We start from the raw sequence: 22,312 nt of genomic DNA, 5'->3' as shown, positions 1-22,312 counted from the left end.
AACGACGCATGACAACACAGGCCCCACCTTCAAATTTGCTTCCCCTTAACCCGGAGCAACTGGCGCGCCTCCAGGCCGCGACTTCCGATTTTTCACCCACCCAGCTTGCCTGGGTCTCCGGCTATTTCTGGGGAATGCTGAACCAGCAGCCGGGTGCTGTGGCAGGCGTACCGCCAACGGCCGTTGAAATTCCTGCCATCACGCTTATCTCCGCTTCGCAAACGGGTAATGCCCGTCGTGTGGCCGAAGCGCTGCGTGATGACCTGCTCGCCGCGAAGCTGAACGTTAACCTGGTCAACGCCGGGGATTATAAATTCAAACAGATCGCGTCAGAAAAACTGCTGGTGGTGGTGGCGTCAACGCAGGGGGAAGGTGAGCCTGCTGAAGAAGCCGTCGCGCTGCATAAGTTCCTGTTCTCGAAAAAAGCGCCAAAGCTCGAGGGCACCGCCTTTGCCGTCTTCGGCCTCGGTGATACGTCCTATGAATTTTTCTGCCAGTCCGGTAAAGATTTCGACAGCAAGCTGGCGGAGCTGGGCGCAGAGCGCCTGCTGGATCGCGTAGACGCTGACGTGGAATACCAGGCTGCCGCCGCCGAATGGCGGGCGCGCATCGTTGAGGTGCTGAAGGCCCGCGTCCCGAAAGAGACGCCAGCGCAGGCCGCCGTTACCGCAGCCGGCACCGTTAACGAAATCCACACCAGCCCTTACACGAAAGAGGCGCCACTGACGGCGAGCCTGTCGGTAAACCAGAAAATCACGGGCCGTGATTCAGAAAAAGACGTGCGCCATATCGAAATCGATCTCGGTGACTCTGGCCTGCGTTACCAGCCTGGCGATGCGCTGGGCGTCTGGTATCAGAACGATCCGGCGCTGGTGAAAGAGCTGGTCGAGCTGCTGTGGCTGAAAGGCGATGAACCGGTTACCGTGGACGGCAAAACGCTCTCGATCTCCGAGGTGCTCCAGTGGCATTTCGAACTGACGGTGAACACCGCCAACATCGTTGAAAACTACGCCACCTTAACCCGCAGCGAATCGCTCCTTCCGCTGGTCGGGGATAAGGCGAAGTTACAGCAATACGCGGCGACAACGCCGATTGTCGATATGGTGCGTTTCTCTCCGGCACAGCTGGATGCTGACGCGCTGGTCGGCCTGCTGCGTCCGCTGACCCCGCGCCTGTACTCCATCGCCTCCTCGCAGGCGGAAGTGGAAAACGAAGTCCACATCACCGTTGGCGTGGTGCGTTACGACATCGAAGGCCGCGCGCGCGCGGGTGGGGCGTCAGGCTTCCTGGCAGACCGCGTGGAAGAAGAGGGTGAAGTTCGCGTCTTTATCGAGCACAACGACAACTTCCGCCTGCCGGCGAACCCCGAAACGCCGGTGATTATGATTGGCCCAGGCACCGGTATTGCGCCATTCCGCGCCTTTATGCAGCAGCGTGCGGCAGACGACGCGCCGGGTAAAAACTGGCTGTTCTTCGGCAACCCGCACTTTACTGAAGATTTCCTCTACCAGGTTGAGTGGCAGCGCTACGTCAAAGAGGGCGTGCTGACCCGCATCGATCTGGCCTGGTCCCGCGATCAGAAAGAAAAAGTATACGTACAAGACAAACTGCGCGAACAGGGCGCAGAGCTGTGGCGCTGGATCAATGACGGCGCCCACATTTATGTCTGCGGCGACGCCAATCGCATGGCGAAAGACGTTGAGCAGGCACTGCTGGAAGTGATTGCCGAATTCGGCGGTATGGATGCCGAAACGGCGGATGAATTTTTAAGTGAGCTGCGCGTAGAGCGCCGTTATCAGCGAGATGTCTACTAATGAGCGAAAAACATCCTGGCCCACTGGTGGTCGAAGGCAAACTGACTGATGCCGAGCGCATGAAGGTAGAGAGCAACTACCTGCGCGGTACCATTGCCGAAGATTTAAATGACGGCCTGACCGGCGGTTTCAAAGGCGACAACTTCCTGCTGATCCGTTTCCACGGTATGTACCAACAGGACGACCGCGATATCCGCGCCGAGCGTGCCGAACAGAAGCTGGAGCCGCGTCACGCGATGCTGCTGCGCTGTCGTCTGCCGGGCGGGGTAATCACTACGAAACAGTGGCAGGCGATCGACAAGTTTGCCGGTGAAAACACAATCTACGGCAGCATTCGTCTGACCAACCGTCAGACCTTCCAGTTCCACGGCATTCTGAAGAAGAACGTCAAGCCGGTGCACCAGATGCTGCACTCCGTGGGTCTGGACGCGCTGGCGACTGCCAACGACATGAACCGTAACGTGCTCTGCACCTCGAACCCGTACGAATCTGAGCTGCACGCCGAAGCGTACGAGTGGGCGAAAAAAATCTCCGAACATCTGCTGCCACGTACCCGCGCCTATGCGGAGATCTGGCTCGATCAGGAGAAAGTCGCCACCACCGATGAAGAACCGATCCTTGGCCAGACCTATCTGCCGCGTAAGTTTAAAACCACGGTGGTGATCCCGCCGCAGAACGATATCGACCTGCACGCCAACGACATGAACTTCGTGGCGATTGCCGAAAACGGCAAGCTGGTCGGCTTTAACCTGCTGGTGGGCGGCGGTTTGTCCATTGAGCACGGTAACAAGAAAACTTACGCCCGCACCGCGAGCGAGTTCGGCTTCCTGCCGCTGGAGCACACGCTGGCCGTGGCAGAGGCGGTGGTTACGACCCAGCGCGACTGGGGTAACCGTACCGATCGTAAAAACGCGAAAACCAAATATACCCTTGAGCGCGTAGGCGTCGAGACGTTCAAAGAAGAAGTGGAGCGTCGCGCGGGCATCAAGTTTGAGCCGATCCGCCCTTACGAATTCACCGGTCGCGGCGATCGCATCGGCTGGGTGAAAGGCATCGACAATAACTGGCACCTGACGCTGTTTATCGAAAACGGCCGTATTCTTGATTATCCGGGCCGTCCGCTGAAAACCGGCCTGCTGGAAATCGCAAAGATCCACAAAGGCGAGTTCCGTATTACCGCCAACCAGAACCTGATCGTCGCCAGCGTGCCGGAAAGCGATAAGGCGAGAATTGAAGAGCTGGCCCGCGAGCACGGGTTGATGAATGCGGTGAGCGCGCAGCGTGAAAACTCCATGGCCTGCGTATCGTTCCCGACCTGTCCGCTGGCGATGGCCGAAGCCGAGCGATTCCTGCCGTCCTTCACTGATAAAGTGGAGGCGATTCTGGAAAAACACGGTATTCCGAACGAGCATATTGTTATGCGCGTGACGGGCTGTCCGAACGGCTGCGGCCGCGCGATGCTGGCCGAAATCGGTCTGGTAGGGAAAGCGCCGGGTCGCTATAACCTGCACCTGGGCGGTAACCGTATCGGGACACGTATTCCGCGTATGTTCCGCGAGAACATCACCGAGCCGGAAATTCTCGATTCCCTCGACGTGCTTATCGGACGCTGGGCGAAAGAGCGCGAAGCGGGTGAAGGCTTCGGCGACTTTACGGTACGTGCGGGCATCATTCGCCCGGTGCTCGATCCCGCAAGGGATTTCTGGGAGTAATCCATCCTTTGCCCGGTGGCGCTTCGCTTACCGGGCCTACGGGTTTTGTAGGCCGGGCAAACGCAGTGCCGCCCGGCGAAACAGGCAAACGAGGTTCTTATGTCCGTACTCGATCTAAACGCCCTTAATGACCTGCCAAAAGTTGAACGCATTCTGGCTCTGGCAGAAACTAACGCCCAACTGGAAAAGCTCGACGCCGAAGGGCGCGTGGCGTGGGCGCTGGAAAACCTGCCGGGAGACTATGTGCTTTCGTCGAGCTTTGGCATTCAGGCGGCGGTCAGTCTGCATCTGGTGAATCAGATCCGTCCGGACATTCCGGTGATCCTCACCGATACCGGCTATCTGTTCCCGGAGACCTATCAGTTTATCGACGAGCTGACGGACAAGCTCAAGCTGAACCTGAAGGTTTATCGCGCAACCGAAAGCGCGGCCTGGCAGGAGGCGCGTTACGGCAAGCTGTGGGAGCAGGGCGTTGAGGGCATCGAGAAATACAATGAGATCAACAAGGTCGAGCCGATGAACCGCGCGCTGAAAGATCTTCATGCGCAGACGTGGTTTGCTGGGCTCCGCCGCGAGCAGTCCGGGAGCCGGGCAACGCTGCCGGTGTTGGCGGTGCAGCGTGGCGTGTTCAAAGTGCTGCCGATCATCGACTGGGATAACCGCACGGTGTACCAGTATCTGCAAAAGCACGGGCTGAAGTACCATCCGCTGTGGGATCAGGGCTACCTGTCGGTAGGCGACACCCATACCACGCGTAAATGGGAACCGGGAATGGCGGAAGAAGAGACGCGATTCTTTGGGCTGAAGCGCGAGTGCGGGCTGCACGAAGGGTAATGTTTTTTCGCCCGGTGGCGGCTACGCCTTACCGGGCATACGTTTCGTGCCGTTGTAGGCCCGGTAAGCGCAGCGCCACCGGGCTTAATTGCATCAGGCTTTCCCCGCTTTCGCCAGCTCCTTCACCAGCGGCAGCATCACTTTCACGACATCCCGGCTGCGGTGCTCAATCCGCTGCGGCAGCGTTTTATCAATGTGCTGCTGATTATCCAGCCGCACGTCATGCCAGCTGGTCCCGTTTGGGAACGCCTTCGATTTAGCGCGCTGCTGATAGCCATCTTTTTTGCCCAGCGCCCAGTTAGTTGCCTCGACGTACAGCACCGGAATGCCCGCCTTATCAAACACTTCACCGTCATTACAGCAGCCCGTGCCTTTGGGATAATCGGGGTTACCGCCCGGATTTGTCGCGGCATAGACGCCATGCGTGCGGGCAAGCGCCAGCGCGCGGTCGCGGGTGAGTTTACGTACGCTGCTCGGCGTGCTCTGTCCGCTATTAAAATAGAGCTTATCTCCCACGATCAGATTATCGAGGTTAATCACCAGCAACGTATTTTTCTTCTCCTCAGCGGTCATGCGCTTAAGGAGATTCTCAGCGCCGAGTTTTCCTTCTTCTTCACCGCTGGTCGCAACAAAGCGAATGCTGTATTTCGTCGGAATATTCTTCAGGCGTTCGGCCAGCTCAAGCATGACGCCCAGCCCCGCCGCATTGTCATCCAGTCCCTGAAGCGTCAGGCCGCCGAGGTTATTATCGACATCGGCGTCGCTCATCGGCGTGTAGGTATCAAGGTGCGCCATAATAATAATCTGCTCAGCCGCCTTTCCTTCGTGCGCCGCAATGACCGTGCTGCCGGTTACGTTATGCCAGTTCTGCGTTTTATTGCGTGAGGTATAGATGTAGCGGCTGTGGAAAGCGCGAATGTCACTCTCATAGCCCATATCCGCAAACTGCTGACGAATATAGTCTGCCGAGAGCATTTCGGCTGGGGTTCCGGTCATGCGGCCCGGAAAGACCGTCGCAATATGCCGCGCCTGCATACTGGCTATTTCACCGTAAGATTGATTTTTTGCCTGAGCCGGAAGGATAAAGCAAACGCCGAGCGCCAGGGCAACGAATCGGTGGCGCATTGCGGAAAACATAGTGAGTCCTTAAAAACAGAGCAAAATTTTAACCCGCATAGTATGAAACTGTGATCGGGTAGACACAATTTGAATTGCGCTTAAATGCCCGAAATTTCGCGTGTTAAGCACTTTTTGATATTTGCTTTTTCACGGCGTTATTCCATTGAGTAACTACTCATTCCAATTCGTAATTTCATTCGATCTAAGCCGCCCCCTATAGTCCCTTTATTCCTGGTTGTTAGTGAGTTGTTGCCTGTGGACTATCTCCCCCTTTTTGCCGCCTTGAAAGACCGACCGGTACTGGTTGTCGGGACGGGTGAAATTGCCGATCGCAAAATCGCGTTCCTGCAACGCGCCGGGGCGCAGGTGCGGGTTGTTGCAGAGGCGGATTTTGAAGAGTCTCAGATCGACAGCGTGGTGCTGGTGATTGCGGCAACCGAAGATCGGGCGCTCAACCGCCGAATCTCCGACGCAGCTCAGGACCGTCACCGTCTGGTGAACGTGGTAGACGACCAGCCGCTGTGCTCGTTTATCTTCCCGTCGATTGTTGACCGCTCGCCGCTGCTGGTGGCGATCTCCTCCGGCGGCACCGCGCCGGTGCTGGCGCGCGTGCTGCGGGAAAAAATCGAAGCGCTGCTGCCGACTAGCCTCGGGCGCATGGCGGAGAAGGCCAGCTACTGGCGCAACCACCTTAAAACGCGTCTGACCAGCGTGACGGAACGCCGTCGCTTCTGGGAGCGTGTGTTTCGCGGCCGCTTTGCCAGCCTGATGCATGCCGGTAACGAGACGGCGGCGCAACAAATACTCGAAGACGAACTGGATAACCCCGGCAGTACGGGCGGGGAGATCATTCTGGTGGGCGCCGGGCCGGGCGATGCCGGGCTGCTCACGCTGCGTGGCCTCCAGGTTCTTCAGGATGCGGATGTCGTGTTCTACGACCATCTGGTCACCGACGGTATTCGCGAACTGATCCGCCGTGACGCGGAGCAAATCTGCGTTGGTAAACGTGCCGGCGAGCACTCCGTGCCGCAGCACGACACCAATCAAATGCTGATTGCCGCCGCGAAAGCGGGCAAGACCGTGGTGCGCCTGAAAGGGGGCGACCCGTTTATCTTCGGCCGTGGTGGCGAGGAGTTGCAGGCGGCAGCCGAAGCGGGCGTCCCGTTCCAGGTGGTCCCCGGCATTACGGCGGCGTCTGCCGTCACGGCCTACGCCGGTATTCCGCTGACCCATCGCGATTACGCCCAGAGCGTGACCTTTGTGACCGGGCATTATAAAGCCGACAGCACGCCGTTTGACTGGTCGCATCTCGCCCAGAGCCGACAAACGCTGGCGATTTATATGGGCACGATGAAAGCGGCAGACATCAGCGAACAGCTTATTCAGCACGGTCGCGATGCGGCGACGTCGGTAGCAGTGATCTCCCGCGGGACACGCGTCGATCAGCATGTCGCCATCGGCACTTTACAAGACCTTGCAACCCTGGCGAAAGACGCCCCGATGCCCGCCCTGATCGTGGTGGGAGAAGTGGTGCAGTTGCACAGCTCGCTCGCCTGGTTCCAACACACAACCGACACAGAAGGCTTCGGCGCTTCTGTTGTAAATTTGGCTTAAGGAACGGTTATGGACCAAAAACGACTTACTCACCTGCGGCAGCTCGAAGCGGAAAGTATCCACATTATCCGCGAAGTGGCCGCCGAGTTCTCTAACCCGGTGATGATGTACTCCATCGGTAAAGATTCCAGCGTCATGCTGCACCTGGCGCGTAAAGCCTTTTATCCGGGGACGCTGCCGTTCCCGCTGCTGCATGTGGATACCGGCTGGAAATTCCGCGAGATGTACGAGTTTCGTGACCGTACCGCCAAAGCCTACGGCTGCGAGCTGCTGGTGCACAAAAACCCGGAAGGGGTGGCGATGGGCATCAACCCGTTCGTGCACGGCAGCGCCAAGCATACCGATATCATGAAAACCGAAGGGCTGAAGCAGGCGCTGAATAAATACGGTTTTGATGCGGCCTTCGGCGGCGCGCGGCGTGACGAAGAGAAATCCCGCGCCAAAGAGCGTATCTACTCTTTCCGCGACCGCTTCCACCGCTGGGACCCGAAAAACCAGCGTCCGGAGCTGTGGCACAACTACAACGGCCAGATAAACAAGGGCGAAAGCATTCGCGTCTTCCCGCTCTCCAACTGGACCGAGCTGGATATCTGGCAGTACATCTATCTGGAAAATATTGAGATCGTTCCGCTGTATCTGGCAGCAGAGCGCCCGGTCCTGGAGCGCGACGGCATGCTGATGATGATCGACGACGATCGCATTGATTTACAGCCGGGTGAAGTGATCAAAAAACAGATGGTCCGTTTCCGTACTCTCGGCTGCTGGCCGTTGACCGGCGCGGTGGAATCCAGTGCGCAGACGCTGCCGGAGATCATCGAGGAGATGCTGGTGTCGACCACCAGTGAGCGACAGGGCCGCGTGATTGACCGCGACCAGGCAGGCTCCATGGAGCTGAAGAAACGTCAGGGTTATTTCTAAGGAGCCGCCATGAATACGACTATTGCCCAACAAATTGCCGATGAAGGCGGCGTAGAAGCTTATCTGCACGCCCAACAGTACAAAAGTCTGTTGCGTTTCCTGACCTGCGGCAGCGTTGATGACGGGAAAAGTACCCTGATTGGTCGTCTGCTGCACGACACGCGACAAATTTACGAAGATCAGCTCTCTTCCCTGCACAATGACAGTAAACGCCACGGCACCCAGGGCGAAAAACTCGACCTGGCGCTGCTGGTGGACGGCTTGCAGGCGGAGCGCGAGCAGGGCATTACCATTGATGTCGCCTATCGCTACTTCTCTACCGAAAAGCGCAAATTTATTATCGCCGACACCCCGGGGCATGAGCAGTACACCCGTAACATGGCGACCGGCGCCTCCACCTGTGACCTGGCGATCCTGCTGATGGACGCCCGTAAAGGCGTGCTGGATCAGACGCGTCGTCACAGCTTTATCTCTACGCTGCTGGGGATCAAACACCTGGTGGTGGCGGTGAACAAAATGGATCTGGTGGACTACAGCGAAGCGCGATTCGACGAGATCCGCCAGAGCTACCTGACCTTTGCTGAACAGCTGCCGGGCAACCTCGATATTCGCTTTGTGCCGCTGTCGGCGCTGGAAGGGGATAACGTCGCCTCTCAGAGCGCGAACATGCCGTGGTACAGCGGCCCGACGCTGCTGGAGGTGCTGGAAACCGTTGAAATTCAGCGCGTGGTTGAGACCCAGCCGATGCGCTTCCCGGTGCAGTACGTAAACCGTCCGAACCTCGATTTCCGCGGCTTCTCCGGCACCCTTGCGTCCGGCTCGGTCAACGTGGGCCAGCGTGTGAAGGTGCTGCCGTCCGGCGTGGAATCGACCATTGCCCGTATCGTCACCTTTGATGGCGATCTGGACGAAGCAGGGGCAGGTGAAGCGGTAACCCTGGTGCTAAAAGACGAGATTGACATCAGCCGCGGCGATCTGCTGGTCGACGCGCAGGAAACGCTGGCGGCGGTGCAGGGCGCATCCGTGGACGTGGTGTGGATGGCGGAACAGCCCCTGACCGCAGGCCAGAGCTATGACATTAAAATTGCCGGCAAGAAAACCCGCGCTCGCGTGGACGGCATTCAGTTCCAGGTGGACATCAACAACCTGACCCACCGTGACGTGAGCGAGCTGCCGCTGAATGGCATCGGTCTGGTGGATCTGACCTTCGACGAGCCGCTGGTGCTGGATCCGTATCAGCAGAATCCGGTGACGGGCGGGCTGATCTTTATCGACCGCCTGACCAACGTCACCGTCGGCGCCGGGATGGTCCGTGAACCAAACACGCAGGCTACCGTGGCCTCTGAGTTCAGCGCGTTTGAACTTGAGCTGAATGCGCTGGTGCGTAAACACTTCCCGCACTGGGGCGCACGCGATTTGCTGGGAGGCAAGTAATGGCTGCCCATGATGAGAACGTCGTCTGGCATCCTCATCCGGTCACCGTCGCCCAGCGCGAACAGCTCCACGGTCACCGTGGGGTTGTGCTGTGGTTTACCGGGCTGTCTGGCTCCGGTAAATCCACGGTGGCAGGCGCGCTGGAAGAGGCGCTGCATCAGCAGGGAGTGAGCACCTACCTGCTGGACGGCGACAACGTGCGTCACGGCCTGTGCAGCGATTTAGGGTTCAGCGATGAAGACCGTAAAGAGAACATTCGCCGGGTGGGAGAAGTCGCCAGCCTGATGGCGGATGCCGGGCTGGTGGTGCTGACGGCGTTTATCTCACCGCACCGCGCCGAACGTCAGATGGTGCGTGAGCGCGTGGGCCGGAATCGCTTCATTGAAGTGTTTGTGGATACGCCGCTAGCAATCTGCGAAGCGCGCGATCCGAAAGGGCTGTATAAAAAAGCCCGCGCGGGAGAGCTGCGAAACTTCACCGGTATTGACTCGGTTTACGAAGCGCCTGAATCCCCTGAGATTCATCTGGAAGGTCAACAATTGGTAACAAATTTAGTAAGCCAATTATTAGACCTGCTCAGACGGGACGATATTATCAGATCCTGAGACGGTATCGTTCGGGAGCTGTCTTCCCGAGCGATGAGTCACGGTCACAGGATTAGCTATGCGCAACAGTGAAAACTACATGATTACCACCGGGTCGGAACCGTTAACGACCGACGACGAGACGACCTGGTCCTTCCCTGGGGCGATTGTCGGCTTTGTGTCGTGGCTACTGGCGCTGGGTATCCCGTTCTTGATCTACGGTGGAAACACCCTCTTTTTCTTCCTCTATACCTGGCCTTTCTTCCTCGCGCTGATGCCCGTTGCGGTTGTGGTGGGCGTGGCGCTGCACTCCCTTTTCAACGGCAAGCTCCTGTATAGTACGCTCATCACTATCGCCACCGTTGTGGTCATCTTTGGCCTGCTGTTTTTATGGCTGATGGGCTAACTTACGGCATAATTAAAACCCCGCAGTAGAGTCCAGCGGAAAGTTATGGGATGATGATGCCGTTTTTTCAGGGGGCAGGATGGGTAAACTAACGCTGCTGTTGCTGGCTTTGCTGGTCTGGCTGCAATATTCGCTGTGGTTCGGCAAAAACGGACTGCACGACTACAGCCGGGTGAGCGATGACGTCGCGGCACAGCAGGCGACAAACGCCAAACTTAAAGCGCGTAACGATCAACTTTTTGCTGAAATTGATGACCTCAATGGCGGCCAGGAGGCGATTGAGGAGCGCGCACGCAATGAACTTAGTATGACTAAGCCGGGCGAAACGTTTTATCGCCTGGTTCCGGATGCGTCTAAACGCAATCAGGGCTCCGCACAAAACAATCGATAATCAGGCCCAGGATTACGACATGGCAGCAACTTTTTCGGACGTCTGTGCCGTGGTGCCGGCCGCAGGTTTTGGCCGGCGTATGCAGACAGAATGTCCTAAGCAGTATCTCTCAATTGGCGATAAAACGATCCTCGAGCACGCCGTGGCGGCGCTGCTGGCGCATGCCCGGGTGAAACGCGTTGTTATTGCCATCAGCCCCGGCGATGCACGTTTTGCGCAGCTCCCGCTGGCGAATCATCCTCAGATTACCGTCGTTGACGGCGGCGCAGAGCGGGCTGACTCCGTTCTGGCGGGCATTCAGGCTGCCGGGAACGCGCAGTGGGTGCTGGTGCACGATGCCGCGCGTCCCTGTCTGCATCACGACGATCTGTCGCGTCTGCTGGCCCTGAGTGAAACCAGTAAAGTGGGCGGCATTCTGGCCGCCCCGGTGCGTGACACCATGAAGCGTGCCGAACCGGGTAAACCGGCGATTGCCCACACCGTCGAGCGCGTCGATCTATGGCACGCGCTGACGCCACAATTTTTTCCCCGCGAATTACTCCACGACTGCTTAACGCGAGCGCTTAAAGAAGGTGCGACCATTACGGACGAAGCCTCGGCGCTGGAGTATTGCGGTTTCCACCCCACGCTTGTTGAAGGACGCGCTGATAATATAAAAGTGACGCGCCCGGAAGACTTACAGCTCGCGGAATTTTATCTTACCCGTACGACCCCTCAGGAGAAGGCATAATGCGTATTGGACACGGTTTTGATGTACACGCCTTTGGTGGCGTTGGCCCAATTATCATTGGCGGCGTGCGCATTCCTTACGAAAAAGGTCTGCTGGCGCATTCTGATGGCGACGTGGCGCTGCATGCGCTGACCGACGCGCTGCTGGGTGCCGCTGCGCTGGGCGACATTGGCAAACTGTTCCCGGACACCGATCCTGCTTTTAAAGGCGCAGACAGCCGCGAACTGCTGCGCGAAGCCTGGCGTCGTATTCAGGCCAAAGGCTACACCCTCGGCAACGTTGATGTGACGATCATTGCTCAGGCACCAAAGATGCTGCCGCACATCCCTCAGATGCGCGTGTTTATCGCTGAAGATCTGGGCTGCCATATGGACGACGTCAACGTCAAAGCGACCACCACGGAGAAGCTGGGCTTTACCGGTCGTGGCGAAGGCATTGCCTGTGAAGCCGTGGCGCTGCTGGTGAAGGCGGCCAAATGACGGATTTCGACAATCTGACGTATCTGCACGGTAAACCGCAGGGCAAGGGTCTGCTGAAAGCCAACCCTGAAGATTTCGTGGTAGTGGAAGATCTGGGTTTTGAGCCGGACGGCGAAGGCGAGCACATCCTGGTGCGCATTCTGAAAAACGGCTGCAACACCCGCTTCGTGGCGGACGCGCTGGCAAAATTCCTCAATATTCACGCCCGCGAAGTGAGCTTTGCCGGTCAAAAAGATAAACATGCCGTGACCGAACAGTGGCTTTGCGCCCGCGTGCCCGGCAATGCCATGCCCGATTTAAGCAAATTTGAGCTTGAGGGCTGTAAGGTACTGGAGTATGTCCGCCATAAACGCAAATTGCGTCTGGGCGCACTGAAAGGCAATGCCTTTACCCTGGTGTTGCGCGAAGTGACCGAACGCGAGGACGTTGAAAAACGCCTGAAGGCCATTAACGAACGCGGCGTACCAAACTATTTCGGCGCTCAGCGCTTTGGTATCGGTGGTAGCAACCTGCTGGGCGCGCTGCGCTGGGCGCAAAGCGGTGCACCGGTGCGCGATCGTAATAAACGCAGTTTTTGGTTGTCGGCGGCCCGCAGTGCGTTGTTTAATCAGATTGTGAGCGAACGGCTGAAAAAACCGGACGCGAATCAAGTTGTTGTCGGCGATGCGCTACAATTAGCGGGACGCGGAAGCTGGTTTGTGGCAACGGCCGAAGAGATGGCCGATGTCCAGTCGCGCGTGGACGCTAAAACGCTGATGATTACCGCCGCCTTGCCGGGTTCAGGCGACTGGGGAACCCAGGGCGAGGCGCTGGCCGCTGAGCAGTCAGCGGTGGCGGATGCGCCAGAATTACAATCGTTGCTGGTGCGGGAAAAGGTCGAGGCGGCACGTCGTGCGATGCTCCTCTACCCGCAACAGCTGAGCTGGAACTGGTGGGATGACGTAACCGTCGAGTTACGCTTCTGGCTGCCGGCAGGTAGCTTTGCCACCAGTGTTGTCAGGGAACTTATCAACACGTCGGGTGATTATGCGAATATTGCTGAGTAACGATGACGGGATCCATGCGCCAGGTATTCAGACGCTGGCGAAACACCTCCGCGAATTTGCGGATGTGCAGGTCGTGGCTCCCGATCGTAACCGCAGTGGCGCGTCTAACTCATTGACGCTGGAGTCTTCACTTCGCACCTTTACCTTTGAGAATGGCGATATTGCCGTCCAGATGGGGACGCCGACCGACTGCGTGTTTCTGGGCGTGAACGCGCTGATGCGCCCGCGGCCGGATGTTGTGGTCTCCGGCATCAATGCCGGGCCAAATCTTGGCGATGATGTGATTTACTCCGGCACCGTGGCTGCGGCGATGGAAGGGCGTCACCTGGGGTTTCCGGCGCTGGCGGTCTCGTTAAACGGTCACACCCACTATGACACAGCCGCTGCGGTGACCTGCTCCATTCTCCGTGCGCTTGGCCGCGAGCCGCTGCGTACCGGACGTATCCTCAATATTAACGTGCCGGACCTCCCGCTGGACGAGATCAAAGGGATCCGCGTGACGCGCTGTGGCAGTCGCCATCCTGCCGATCAGGTTATTCCCCAGCAGGATCCGCGCGGCAATACCCTGTACTGGATCGGCCCGCCGGGAGATAAATGCGATGCCGGGCCAGACACCGACTTCGCTGCGGTGGATGAAGGGTACGTTTCCGTTACGCCGTTGCACGTAGATTTAACCGCTTATAGCGCGCATGATGTGGTGTCGGACTGGTTAGATCGGGTCGGAGTGAACGCGCAATGGTAAGTAAACGTGTACAAACTCTTCTGGAACAATTACGCGCACAGGGGATCGCCAACGAGCAGGTGCTGAACGCGCTTGCCCAGGTTCCCCGTGAGAAGTTTGTAGATGAGGCGTTTGAACACAAAGCGTGGGAAAACGTGGCGTTGCCCATTGGGCAAGGCCAGACGATTTCGCAGCCCTACATGGTGGCGCGTATGACGGAGCTTCTGGAGTTAACGCCAGAGTCCCGGGTGCTGGAAATTGGTACCGGTTCAGGGTATCAAACCGCGATCCTGGCTCACCTTGTGCACCATGTCTGTTCGGTGGAACGGATTAAAGGGTTGCAGTGGCAGGCGCGCCGTCGCCTGAAACAGCTTGATTTACATAATGTATCGACACGCCACGGCGATGGATGGCAGGGTTGGCAGGCTCGCGCCCCGTTTGACGCCATCATTGTCACGGCAGCGCCACCTGAAATCCCCACTGCGCTTCTTTCGCAGCTGGACGAGGGTGGCATTCTTGTATTGCCCGTCGGCGATGAGCAGCAGCTTTTGAAGCGCGTTCGTCGACGCGGCGGCGAGTTTATTATCGATACCGTGGAAGCCGTGCGCTTTGTGCCCCTGGTTAAGGGCGAACTGGCCTGAGACTCGGATTTTTCCAGGGTTATTAAGGCAAATTCAGCGTATGGTGTGGCGCGATAGATTCGTGCCATCACGGTTATTTTTAAGTCACTGGTAGTTAACACATTCCTGGGGGATAAATGAGCGCGGGAAGCCCAAAATTCACCATCAGCCGTGTTGCGGCATTATCACTGGTTTCGCTCTGGCTGGCAGGCTGTACAAGTTCAAATAACGCGCCTGCGCCCGTCAGTTCCGTTAATGGAACCAGCGGCTCGGGTAACACGTCCAGCGGAATGTTGATCACCCCTCCGCCTAAAATGGGCACCTCAACGGCGCAGCAAACTCCGCAGATCCAGCCGGTTCAGCGTCCAGTTACGCAGCCTACGCAGATTCAGGCAGTGGAACAGCCTGTTCAGACTGAAAATGGCCGCATAGTGTATAACCGTAAGTATGGGAACATTCCGAAAGGTAGCTATACCGGCGGCAGCACCTATACCGTGAAGCGCGGCGATACGCTGTTCTATATTGCCTGGATCACCGGGAACGATTTCCGCGATCTGGCACAGCGAAACAACGTCCAGGCCCCGTATGCTCTGGAAGTCGGGCAAACGCTTCAGGTTGGCAACGCGACGGGGACACCGCTTACGCCAGGCAACACCGTTTCAGCGGCCGACGTAACTGCGCAAAATAACAGCGTTACTCCTGCACAAAAAACCACCACGGTGGTTGCTTCACAACCTGTAATTACGTATTCTGAGGATTCAGGTGATCAGAGTGCTAACAAAATGTTGCCGAATAATAAAGGTACTGCGACTTTTGTCACAGCACCGACTACGGCACCTGTGGTTAGCTCTACTGTACCGACTGCAAGCAGTCAGAATGCCAGCTCGTCAATCACCACCTGGCGCTGGCCAACTGACGGCAAGATTATCGAGAACTTCGCTACCTCTGAGGGGGGCAACAAAGGGATCGATATCGCAGGCAGTAAAGGACAGGCAATCATCGCGACCGCAGACGGACGCGTTGTCTATGCCGGTAACGCACTGCGCGGTTACGGTAATCTTATTATCATCAAACATAACGATGATTACCTGAGTGCCTACGCCCATAACGACACTATGCTGGTCCGGGAACAACAAGAAGTTAAGGCGGGGCAAAAAATCGCTACCATGGGTAGCACCGGAACCAGTTCTACACGCTTGCATTTTGAAATTCGTTACAAGGGGAAATCCGTAAACCCGCTGCAATATTTACCGCAGCGATAAATTGACGGGGCATGCCAGCCAGGGTGTCTCGTCCAGGGATCACGGGTAGGAGCCACCTTTATGAGTCAGAATACGCTGAAAGTTCATGATTTAAATGAAGACGCGGAATTTGATGAGAACGGATCAGAGGCTTTTGACGAAAAAGCCTTAGTAGAAGAGGAACCCAGTGATAACGATTTGGCTGAAGAAGAGCTGTTATCGCAGGGTGCCACACAGCGTGTGCTGGACGCGACTCAGCTTTACCTTGGGGAGATTGGTTACTCCCCACTGCTAACGGCCGAAGAAGAAGTCTATTTCGCACGTCGTGCTTTGCGTGGTGATGTTGCCTCGCGTCGTCGCATGATCGAAAGTAACCTGCGACTGGTCGTGAAAATTGCCCGCCGTTACGGCAATCGTGGTCTGGCTCTGCTGGATCTGATTGAAGAGGGCAACTTAGGTCTCATCCGCGCAGTTGAGAAGTTTGACCCGGAACGCGGGTTCCGTTTCTCAACCTACGCGACCTGGTGGATTCGTCAGACCATCGAACGGGCTATTATGAACCAGACCCGTACGATTCGACTGCCGATCCACATCGTCAAAGAGTTGAATGTTTATCTGCGTACCGCGCGCGAGTTGTCCCATAAACTGGACCACGAGCCAAGTGCGGAAGAGATTGCAGAGCAACTCGACAAACCGGTTGATGACGTAAGCCGTATGCTGCGTCTCAACGAGCGCATTACCTCGGTTGACACCCCGCTGGGTGGTGACTCCGAAAAAGCGCTGCTGGACATCCTGGCCGATGAAAAAGACAACGGCCCGGAAGACACCACGCAGGACGATGACATGAAACAGAGCATCGTCAAATGGCTGTTCGAACTGAACGCCAAACAGCGTGAAGTGCTGGCACGTCGTTTCGGTTTACTGGGGTATGAAGCTGCGACACTGGAAGATGTCGGCCGTGAGATTGGCCTGACCCGTGAACGTGTTCGTCAGATTCAGGTTGAAGGGCTACGCCGCCTGCGTGAAATCCTGCAAGGGCAAGGTCTGAATATCGAAGCGCTGTTCCGCGAGTAAGCAACCATTCGTCAGAAAAGGCCCGTCGTGAGACGGGCCTTTTTTATGCCTTACGATTGCGCCGTTTCGTGCAGCAAACGCCAGGTGATGTTATCCCCTTCCTGATTAAGCACCGCGGTTGACCTGCGCACGTTGACGGGCTGGCCTGGCCGGGTTTGCGTCTCCCGGTAATGGAGCACCGCGCCGTTGTCCCATGTCTGAAGCGTTGTTAACGCATCAATACCGATCCTGAGCCCGGGTCGGGTTCCCCGCTGCGCATATAAAAATTGGGCCAGAGCGTGATGATCTAAATGGGTGCCACTCGGTGGAACCATCAGAAAATCCGGACGGAAACGGGCGAGCAGGGCGTCCCGATCGCCTTCGCCTGCACCTAACCAGTTTTCAAGGGCGACGTGGATGTCGAGGATCTCTTGTTCGAAATGGGTCATGGTTGCTCCTGTTGCAGTTGCGCAAGTAACTGCGTGTTATTAAGACGGTAGACGTACAGTACGGGCAGCAGAGTGATAACTGCGGCAAAAATAAACATCCCGTGCCAGGCGGCCAGCGGCGTAAAATAAGCTTGCATGAAGCTCAGCGCCTGCGCCAGCAGCAGGGTACCCGCAAAAAAGCTCAACTGACGATTCAGATTCCATAGCGCACTGGCATCAGGCATATCTTCCCGCCGCGTTGTCAAAAACGCGCTGCTCTGAGCCGTACTGCTGCAAAGGCTTCCCCCCGCACCCATTAACGCAAACGCAACGGCAGGTAACAGCATAGCCGGGCCGACGTTGATTAAAAGCAGAATGCCCGTTGCCTGCAAAAGGCAACCGATGACCACCAGCGGCCGCGGGCCGATACGGTTGAAATAGCGTCCTGTCGCGGTGATAGCCAAAAACGATGCCACAGACCACGGCAGCATAAGCATGCCCGTTGCGGTGGGCGTCATATTGGCCTCGCTCTGAAGGTAATACATGCCCGTTACGTTCACGCCAATAAAGATGCCGGGTACGCATACATAGATAAGCATGGATAAGCGCAACAGCGGATCCGTCAGCAAAGACAGGTTTACTATTCTGGTGGTGTTTATCGGTGACGGTTCTGTTTTAAGCCACGCGCAGGCCAAAACAAAGGTGACAATGGCGACGGGCAGGGTGGCAAAAAATATCCAGCGCCAGGTGAATGTCTGAACCAGCATGCCGCCCACAGCCGGTGAGCAGGCGGGGGCAAGCAGCGCGACCAGCATCACCGCCGAGGTGAGTCTGGCCCGCTCATGAGGCTTAAACTGTTGCCAGGTCAGCGCCTGACCAACCGGGATCAGTAAACCCCCTCCGGCGCCCTGCACGACGCGCCAGGCAATCAAACTTTCCAGCGAAGATGAGAGACCCGCCGCAACGGAGGCCGCGCTAAAGAGAAGCAGTGAGAGCAGAATAACGCGCTTCGGCCCGACGCGGCGCGTCAGAATACTGCTGAATGGGATGACTAACGTCAGCCCGGCAATGTATCCGTTACTTACCCAGGCAAGCGCGGAAGGTGTGGTATTGAATGCGTGAGCCATCGCCGGAAAGGCGACGCTGGCAATAAACATGTTTATCAAATCAAGGAAAAAGCCGAGCAGAAAGACGACGGCGATTTTGCTGCGATACGTCATGGAAGTTCCTCCGGTGAGGTGGCGTATCGTATCGGCCCGCGCGTTACGGATAAACGCGACAAAGGACGATATACTGTCAACATTATTTTGACAGTTAACCAGGCAAGCGATGCTTAATTTACAGCGTACGGCGATGTTTATCGCCGTAGCGGACACCGGCAGTTTCACCGCCGCGGCGGAGGCGATGGGGCTGACAAAAGCGGTGGTCAGCTTTCATATTCGTCAGCTTGAAGAGGAGCTGGGCGTTACCCTGTTGCTGCGAACCACCCGACGCCTGACGCTGACCGAAGCGGGGAAGCTCTTTCATCAACGAAGCGTGATGCTGTTACGGGATGCAGAGCGATTGCAGGATGATGTTCGCGCCAACCACGCCGGGCTGACGGGAGAACTGCGGATCACCACCACGCCCGAGTATGGCTCGCAGGTAGTAGTGCCTTTGCTGGCTGAGTTTAGCCAGCTGCACCCTGATCTCCGCGTGCGGCATGTCTCGTCCTCTTTGCATGCCGATCTTATCGCCGAGCGCTTCGATGTCGCTATCCGGCTCGGCACGCTTGCAGATTCGCGCTACCACGCCGCGTTGATGACCTCCTTCACCATCCTGCCCGTGGCGACGCCATGCTGGCTGGCAAACCATCCGGTTGACTCGCTGGAGCAGCTGGCGGAAGCGGACTGGATCATTCACGAGCGTTTAACGTCGCCGCTGCGCTGGCAGGTGAGAGGCGTTGATCGGCATCCGGTTTCCTTTGAGATCAGAAAAGCGCCGCGCCTGTATGCAGACAGTGCCCAGGCGTTGATGGCTTTTGCCCTCGCGGGATGTGGCGTGGCGCTGCTGCCGGAGTGGCTGGTGCGTAACGCACTGGATGCAGGGAAGCTGGTCTCGCTGTTACCGGAGTACACGTTTGCTCAGCAGGGCATCTATGCTGTTTATCCCGATGCCCGGCATGTGCCCGCGAAAGTGCGAACATTTATTGATTTTATGCGCGTCAGGGTTACTTAACCCTGCATCATCTTTTTAATGAGCGCTGAAAATTGCTCTCGTTCCGCGCCGTTAAGGCGCCCTAAAAACGCCTCATCCACCTCATTTCCAATCGGTTTACTGCTCTCAAGCAGGGCCTCACCTTCGGCCGTCAGAAAGACAAACCGACGGCGCTTGTCTGCCGGATCGTGCTCGCGCCTGACCAGGCCGCGTGCTTCCATGCGGCTCAGCATTTCTGCCAGCGTCGCTTTGGTGCTCACCGCGACTTCAGTCAGGGCAACCTGCTCAATGCCAGGATTTTCAGCAATTGACCGCATCACCGCATATTGTGGTTTGGTCAGTTCGGGCAATGCGTGTTGCCACTGGGCGGTATGCTGTTGAAAAAGCTGACGTAGCAGGTGAAAAGCTTCTTGTCTTAACTCCATGGACACTCCGACGGAAAAATACTCCCTCTATGATAGCCGCTCTCGGGCTGAATTTTAACGCGAGAGTTTTTAGCGAATAGTGTGATCGTATGCGAACGATCTTGTAAGCAGCAGGATCCAGGCGTAGTTTAGTTGATATGTTCGTATACGAACAAACTAATTGAGGTGCTGAATGAGATTGATTGTGGGAATGACGGGCGCGACGGGTGCGCCATTAGGCGTGGCGTTGTTGCAGGCGCTGCGGGAAATGCCGGAGGTGGAAACGCATCTGGTGATGTCGAAGTGGGCAAAAACCACGATTGAGCTGGAAACGCCCTTCACTGCGCATGACGTTGCTGCACTGGCGGATGTCGTCCATAGCCCGGCCGATCAGGCTGCCACCATCTCCTCCGGCTCGTTTCGCACCGACGGCATGATCGTCATTCCGTGCAGCATGAAAACGCTGGCGGGTATCCGCGTGGGCTACGCCGAAGGGCTGGTAGGGCGTGCGGCAGACGTGGTGCTGAAAGAGGGACGCAAGCTGGTGCTGGTTCCGCGTGAGACGCCGCTCAGCACCATCCATCTTGAGAACATGCTTGCCCTTTCCCGCATGGGCGTGGCGATGGTGCCGCCTATGCCTGCGTACTACAACCACCCACAAACCGCCGATGACATAACCCAGCATATCGTGACCCGCGTTCTCGACCAGTTTGGTCTGGAGCATAAAAAAGCCCGACGCTGGGAAGGTTTGCAGGCAGCGAAACATTTTTCACAGGAGAATAAAGATGGCATTTGATGATTTGAGAAGCTTCTTGCAGGCGCTCGATGAGCAAGGGCAGCTGCTGAAAATTGAGGAAGAGGTAAACGCTGAGCCGGATTTAGCGGCCGCCGCCAACGCTACCGGACGCATTGGCGATGGTGCGCCTGCGCTGTGGTTCGATAATATTCGCGGCTTCACCGATGCCCGTGTGGTGATGAACACTATCGGCTCGTGGCAAAACCACGCTATTTCGATGGGGCTGCCAGCAAATACCCCGGTGAAAAAACAGATCGACGAGTTTATTCGTCGCTGGGACAAATTCCCCGTCTCGCCAGAGCGTCGTGCAAATCCGGCCTGGGCGCAGAACACGGTGGACGGGGAAGACATCAACCTGTTCGACATTCTGCCGCTGTTCCGCCTGAACGACGGTGACGGGGGCTTTTATCTCGATAAAGCGTGCGTTGTCTCCCGCGATCCGCTCGACCCCGATCACTTCGGCAAGCAGAACGTCGGGATTTACCGTATGGAAGTGAAGGGCAAGCGTAAGCTCGGCCTGCAACCGGTGCCGATGCATGATATCGCGCTGCATCTGCATAAGGCCGAAGAGCGCGGCGAAGACCTGCCTGTTGCCATTACGCTGGGTAACGATCCGATCATCACCCTGATGGGCGCCACGCCGCTGAAATACGATCAATCCGAGTATGAGATGGCCGGTGCGCTACGCGAAAGCCCGTATCCGATTGCGACGGCTCCGCTGACCGGTTTCGATGTGCCGTGGGGGTCGGAAGTGATCCTGGAAGGGGTGATTGAAGGCCGAAAACGTGAGATTGAAGGGCCATTCGGTGAGTTTACCGGACACTACTCCGGCGGGCGCAACATGACGATCGTGCGCATTGATAAAGTCTCTTACCGCACAAAACCCATTTTCGAATCTCTCTACCTGGGGATGCCGTGGACCGAGATTGATTATCTGATGGGGCCCGCTACCTGCGTGCCGCTCTATCAGCAGCTGAAGGCGGAATTCCCGGAAGTGCAGGCGGTAAACGCCATGTACACCCACGGCCTGCTGGCGATTATCTCCACCAAAAAACGATACGGCGGTTTTGCCCGTGCGGTCGGGCTCCGCGCCATGACCACGCCACACGGTCTGGGTTACGTGAAAATGGTGATTATGGTGGATGAGGACGTCGATCCGTTTAACCTGCCGCAGGTGATGTGGGCGCTGTCATCGAAGGTCAATCCGGCTGGCGATCTGGTGCAGCTACCGAATATGTCTGTGCTGGAGCTTGACCTCGGCTCCAGCCCGGCGGGGATCACTGACAAGCTGATCATTGATGCCACCACCCCAGTCGCTCCGGACAACCGTGGTCACTACAGCCAGCCGGTACAGGATCTCCCTGAAACCAAAGCCTGGGCCGAAAAACTGACCGCGATGCTGGCGGCACGTCAATAAGGAGGAAAAGATGATTTGTCCACGTTGTGCCGATGAACAAATTGAAGTGATGGCAACATCACCGGTGAAAGGTGTCTGGACGGTATACCAGTGTCAGCACTGTCTGTATACCTGGCGCGATACCGAACCGCTGCGCCGTACCAGCCGTGAGCATTACCCGGAAGCGTTCCGCATGACGCAGAAGGATATTGATGAGGCACCGCAGGTGCCGACGATCCCGCCGCTGCTGTAATAAAAAGCCCGGAGGCGGCTGTGCTTACCGGGCGTTAATATTGTGCGGTCTTTTGCCCGGTGGCGCTACGCTTACCGGGCCTACGGGTTTTGTAGGCCGGGTAAGGCGAAGCCGCCACCCGGC

25 protein-coding genes are annotated in these 22,312 nt (G+C 57.2%); 20 read left to right on the top strand and 5 right to left on the bottom strand.

The window, feature by feature from the left end:
* Positions 1-8: 8 nt before the first annotated feature.
* The 3 genes from cysJ to cysH all read left to right on the top strand — a co-directional run bounded on the left by cysJ (position 9) and on the right by cysH (position 4,360).
* Positions 9-1,814 (top strand): NADPH-dependent assimilatory sulfite reductase flavoprotein subunit, encoded by a 1,806-nt coding sequence (cysJ, locus tag L3069_RS17770; protein ID WP_023306834.1) that lies wholly within the window; start codon positions 9-11, stop codon positions 1,812-1,814.
* A complete protein-coding gene (gene cysI, locus L3069_RS17765) occupies positions 1,814-3,526 on the top strand; it encodes an assimilatory sulfite reductase (NADPH) hemoprotein subunit (protein ID WP_038416604.1) in 1,713 nt (570 codons plus the stop codon). The genes cysJ and cysI overlap by 1 nt, the downstream gene beginning before the upstream one ends.
* A gap of 99 nt (positions 3,527-3,625) precedes the next feature.
* Complete coding sequence (gene cysH, locus L3069_RS17760; protein ID WP_023298485.1) at positions 3,626-4,360, top strand: phosphoadenosine phosphosulfate reductase; 735 nt, start codon at positions 3,626-3,628, stop codon at positions 4,358-4,360.
* A 93-nt stretch (positions 4,361-4,453) separates the two neighbouring features.
* Here cysH and L3069_RS17755 read toward each other — a convergent pair whose 3' ends face one another.
* Positions 4,454-5,497: an aminopeptidase gene (locus tag L3069_RS17755; RefSeq protein WP_023298484.1), complete on the bottom strand. Its 1,044-nt coding sequence runs from the start codon at positions 5,495-5,497 to the stop codon at positions 4,454-4,456.
* Between the two features lie 237 nt (positions 5,498-5,734).
* Between L3069_RS17755 and cysG the strand changes: the two genes are divergently transcribed.
* From cysG to L3069_RS17700, 11 genes are all read left to right on the top strand, one after another.
* A complete protein-coding gene (cysG, locus tag L3069_RS17750; protein ID WP_063135803.1) occupies positions 5,735-7,093 on the top strand; it encodes a siroheme synthase CysG in 1,359 nt (452 codons plus the stop codon).
* Between the two features lie 9 nt (positions 7,094-7,102).
* Positions 7,103-8,011 (top strand): sulfate adenylyltransferase subunit CysD, encoded by a 909-nt coding sequence (gene cysD, locus L3069_RS17745; protein WP_006811770.1) that lies wholly within the window; start codon positions 7,103-7,105, stop codon positions 8,009-8,011.
* Between the two features lie 9 nt (positions 8,012-8,020).
* Positions 8,021-9,445, top strand: a complete 1,425-nt coding sequence (cysN, locus tag L3069_RS17740; RefSeq protein ID WP_023306831.1) for a sulfate adenylyltransferase subunit CysN — start codon at positions 8,021-8,023, stop codon at positions 9,443-9,445.
* Positions 9,445-10,050: an adenylyl-sulfate kinase gene (cysC, locus tag L3069_RS17735; RefSeq protein ID WP_022649188.1), complete on the top strand. Its 606-nt coding sequence runs from the start codon at positions 9,445-9,447 to the stop codon at positions 10,048-10,050. Before cysN ends, cysC begins: the two co-directional genes overlap by 1 nt.
* 58 nt (positions 10,051-10,108) lie before the next feature.
* Positions 10,109-10,435: a DUF3561 family protein gene (locus tag L3069_RS17730; RefSeq protein ID WP_006811767.1), complete on the top strand. Its 327-nt coding sequence runs from the start codon at positions 10,109-10,111 to the stop codon at positions 10,433-10,435.
* Positions 10,436-10,514: 79 nt separating this feature from the next.
* On the top strand, positions 10,515-10,826 hold the full coding sequence (gene ftsB / locus L3069_RS17725; RefSeq protein WP_003862095.1) for a cell division protein FtsB: 312 nt from the start codon (positions 10,515-10,517) through the stop codon (positions 10,824-10,826).
* A 19-nt stretch (positions 10,827-10,845) separates the two neighbouring features.
* A complete protein-coding gene (gene ispD / locus L3069_RS17720) occupies positions 10,846-11,556 on the top strand; it encodes a 2-C-methyl-D-erythritol 4-phosphate cytidylyltransferase (RefSeq protein ID WP_000741569.1) in 711 nt (236 codons plus the stop codon).
* Complete coding sequence (gene ispF / locus L3069_RS17715; protein WP_003862097.1) at positions 11,556-12,035, top strand: 2-C-methyl-D-erythritol 2,4-cyclodiphosphate synthase; 480 nt, start codon at positions 11,556-11,558, stop codon at positions 12,033-12,035. Before ispD ends, ispF begins: the two co-directional genes overlap by 1 nt.
* Complete coding sequence (truD, locus tag L3069_RS17710; protein ID WP_032625985.1) at positions 12,032-13,081, top strand: tRNA pseudouridine(13) synthase TruD; 1,050 nt, start codon at positions 12,032-12,034, stop codon at positions 13,079-13,081. Before ispF ends, truD begins: the two co-directional genes overlap by 4 nt.
* Positions 13,062-13,823 (top strand): 5'/3'-nucleotidase SurE, encoded by a 762-nt coding sequence (gene surE, locus L3069_RS17705; RefSeq protein ID WP_017382816.1) that lies wholly within the window; start codon positions 13,062-13,064, stop codon positions 13,821-13,823. The genes truD and surE overlap by 20 nt, the downstream gene beginning before the upstream one ends.
* A complete protein-coding gene (locus L3069_RS17700; RefSeq protein WP_022649184.1) occupies positions 13,817-14,443 on the top strand; it encodes a protein-L-isoaspartate(D-aspartate) O-methyltransferase in 627 nt (208 codons plus the stop codon). The genes surE and L3069_RS17700 overlap by 7 nt, the downstream gene beginning before the upstream one ends.
* Before the next feature lie 94 nt (positions 14,444-14,537).
* Here the strand turns inward: L3069_RS17700 and L3069_RS27475 are convergent, their stop codons facing one another.
* Positions 14,538-14,669: a peptidase gene (locus tag L3069_RS27475; RefSeq protein WP_306173474.1), complete on the bottom strand. Its 132-nt coding sequence runs from the start codon at positions 14,667-14,669 to the stop codon at positions 14,538-14,540.
* Between L3069_RS27475 and nlpD the strand changes: the two genes are divergently transcribed.
* Together nlpD and rpoS are read left to right on the top strand one after the other, a co-directional pair.
* Positions 14,611-15,684 (top strand): murein hydrolase activator NlpD, encoded by a 1,074-nt coding sequence (gene nlpD, locus L3069_RS17695; RefSeq protein WP_309148957.1) that lies wholly within the window; start codon positions 14,611-14,613, stop codon positions 15,682-15,684. The two genes, L3069_RS27475 and nlpD, sit on opposite strands and share 59 nt — an antisense overlap.
* A gap of 60 nt (positions 15,685-15,744) precedes the next feature.
* On the top strand, positions 15,745-16,737 hold the full coding sequence (gene rpoS, locus L3069_RS17690; protein WP_022649182.1) for an RNA polymerase sigma factor RpoS: 993 nt from the start codon (positions 15,745-15,747) through the stop codon (positions 16,735-16,737).
* 50 nt (positions 16,738-16,787) lie between these two features.
* On the opposite strand, the gene L3069_RS17685 is transcribed toward rpoS, so the two are convergent.
* The gene (locus L3069_RS17685) at positions 16,788-17,165 is read right to left on the bottom strand and encodes a DUF4440 domain-containing protein (protein WP_038416601.1); all 378 of its coding nucleotides are present in this window, start codon (positions 17,163-17,165) and stop codon (positions 16,788-16,790) included.
* Positions 17,162-18,364 carry an MFS transporter gene (locus L3069_RS17680; protein ID WP_038416600.1) on the bottom strand — a complete coding sequence of 401 codons (1,203 nt, stop codon included), beginning with the start codon at positions 18,362-18,364 and terminating at the stop codon, positions 17,162-17,164. The genes L3069_RS17685 and L3069_RS17680 overlap by 4 nt, the downstream gene beginning before the upstream one ends.
* Before the next feature lie 109 nt (positions 18,365-18,473).
* Between L3069_RS17680 and L3069_RS17675 the strand changes: the two genes are divergently transcribed.
* Positions 18,474-19,361, top strand: a complete 888-nt coding sequence (locus L3069_RS17675; protein ID WP_023298477.1) for a LysR family transcriptional regulator — start codon at positions 18,474-18,476, stop codon at positions 19,359-19,361.
* Here L3069_RS17675 and L3069_RS17670 read toward each other — a convergent pair.
* On the bottom strand, positions 19,358-19,765 hold the full coding sequence (locus L3069_RS17670) for a MarR family winged helix-turn-helix transcriptional regulator (protein WP_022651767.1): 408 nt from the start codon (positions 19,763-19,765) through the stop codon (positions 19,358-19,360). The genes L3069_RS17675 and L3069_RS17670 overlap by 4 nt on opposite strands.
* A gap of 172 nt (positions 19,766-19,937) precedes the next feature.
* On the opposite strand from L3069_RS17670, the gene L3069_RS17665 reads away from it, so the two are divergent.
* The 3 genes from L3069_RS17665 to L3069_RS17655 are packed head-to-tail and all read left to right on the top strand — an operon-like array spanning position 19,938 to position 22,189.
* Positions 19,938-20,540, top strand: a complete 603-nt coding sequence (locus L3069_RS17665; RefSeq protein ID WP_038416599.1) for a non-oxidative hydroxyarylic acid decarboxylases subunit B — start codon at positions 19,938-19,940, stop codon at positions 20,538-20,540.
* Positions 20,530-21,957 (top strand): non-oxidative hydroxyarylic acid decarboxylases subunit C, encoded by a 1,428-nt coding sequence (locus L3069_RS17660; RefSeq protein WP_038416598.1) that lies wholly within the window; start codon positions 20,530-20,532, stop codon positions 21,955-21,957. Before L3069_RS17665 ends, L3069_RS17660 begins: the two co-directional genes overlap by 11 nt.
* Positions 21,958-21,967: 10 nt before the next feature.
* On the top strand, positions 21,968-22,189 hold the full coding sequence (locus tag L3069_RS17655) for a non-oxidative hydroxyarylic acid decarboxylases subunit D (RefSeq protein ID WP_038416597.1): 222 nt from the start codon (positions 21,968-21,970) through the stop codon (positions 22,187-22,189).
* Positions 22,190-22,312 lie beyond the last annotated feature (123 nt).

Origin of the sequence: Enterobacter cloacae complex sp. ECL411 (assembly GCF_021869665.1) — a bacterium.
Classification (GTDB): domain Bacteria; phylum Pseudomonadota; class Gammaproteobacteria; order Enterobacterales; family Enterobacteriaceae; genus Enterobacter; species Enterobacter intestinihominis.
The sequence above is the reverse complement of the archived record's forward strand: the minus strand, read 5'-3'. Positions and strand labels throughout refer to the sequence as shown.

Excerpts from the sequence above, each read along its gene's own strand:
- cysJ (WP_023306834.1), top strand. The coding sequence starts at position 9 with ATGACAACACAGGCCCCACCTTCAAATTTGCTTCCCCTTAACCCGGAG.
- cysI (WP_038416604.1), top strand. The coding sequence starts at position 1,814 with ATGAGCGAAAAACATCCTGGCCCACTGGTGGTCGAAGGCAAACTGACT.
- cysH (WP_023298485.1), top strand. The coding sequence starts at position 3,626 with ATGTCCGTACTCGATCTAAACGCCCTTAATGACCTGCCAAAAGTTGAA.
- L3069_RS17755 (WP_023298484.1), bottom strand. The coding sequence starts at position 5,497 with ATGTTTTCCGCAATGCGCCACCGATTCGTTGCCCTGGCGCTCGGCGTT.
- cysD (WP_006811770.1), top strand. The coding sequence starts at position 7,103 with ATGGACCAAAAACGACTTACTCACCTGCGGCAGCTCGAAGCGGAAAGT.
- cysN (WP_023306831.1), top strand. The coding sequence starts at position 8,021 with ATGAATACGACTATTGCCCAACAAATTGCCGATGAAGGCGGCGTAGAA.
- cysC (WP_022649188.1), top strand. The coding sequence starts at position 9,445 with ATGGCTGCCCATGATGAGAACGTCGTCTGGCATCCTCATCCGGTCACC.
- L3069_RS17730 (WP_006811767.1), top strand. The coding sequence starts at position 10,109 with ATGCGCAACAGTGAAAACTACATGATTACCACCGGGTCGGAACCGTTA.
- ftsB (WP_003862095.1), top strand. The coding sequence starts at position 10,515 with ATGGGTAAACTAACGCTGCTGTTGCTGGCTTTGCTGGTCTGGCTGCAA.
- ispD (WP_000741569.1), top strand. The coding sequence starts at position 10,846 with ATGGCAGCAACTTTTTCGGACGTCTGTGCCGTGGTGCCGGCCGCAGGT.
- ispF (WP_003862097.1), top strand. The coding sequence starts at position 11,556 with ATGCGTATTGGACACGGTTTTGATGTACACGCCTTTGGTGGCGTTGGC.
- truD (WP_032625985.1), top strand. The coding sequence starts at position 12,032 with ATGACGGATTTCGACAATCTGACGTATCTGCACGGTAAACCGCAGGGC.
- surE (WP_017382816.1), top strand. The coding sequence starts at position 13,062 with ATGCGAATATTGCTGAGTAACGATGACGGGATCCATGCGCCAGGTATT.
- L3069_RS17700 (WP_022649184.1), top strand. The coding sequence starts at position 13,817 with ATGGTAAGTAAACGTGTACAAACTCTTCTGGAACAATTACGCGCACAG.
- rpoS (WP_022649182.1), top strand. The coding sequence starts at position 15,745 with ATGAGTCAGAATACGCTGAAAGTTCATGATTTAAATGAAGACGCGGAA.
- L3069_RS17685 (WP_038416601.1), bottom strand. The coding sequence starts at position 17,165 with ATGACCCATTTCGAACAAGAGATCCTCGACATCCACGTCGCCCTTGAA.
- L3069_RS17680 (WP_038416600.1), bottom strand. The coding sequence starts at position 18,364 with ATGACGTATCGCAGCAAAATCGCCGTCGTCTTTCTGCTCGGCTTTTTC.
- L3069_RS17675 (WP_023298477.1), top strand. The coding sequence starts at position 18,474 with ATGCTTAATTTACAGCGTACGGCGATGTTTATCGCCGTAGCGGACACC.
- L3069_RS17670 (WP_022651767.1), bottom strand. The coding sequence starts at position 19,765 with ATGGAGTTAAGACAAGAAGCTTTTCACCTGCTACGTCAGCTTTTTCAA.
- L3069_RS17665 (WP_038416599.1), top strand. The coding sequence starts at position 19,938 with ATGAGATTGATTGTGGGAATGACGGGCGCGACGGGTGCGCCATTAGGC.
- L3069_RS17660 (WP_038416598.1), top strand. The coding sequence starts at position 20,530 with ATGGCATTTGATGATTTGAGAAGCTTCTTGCAGGCGCTCGATGAGCAA.
- L3069_RS17655 (WP_038416597.1), top strand. The coding sequence starts at position 21,968 with ATGATTTGTCCACGTTGTGCCGATGAACAAATTGAAGTGATGGCAACA.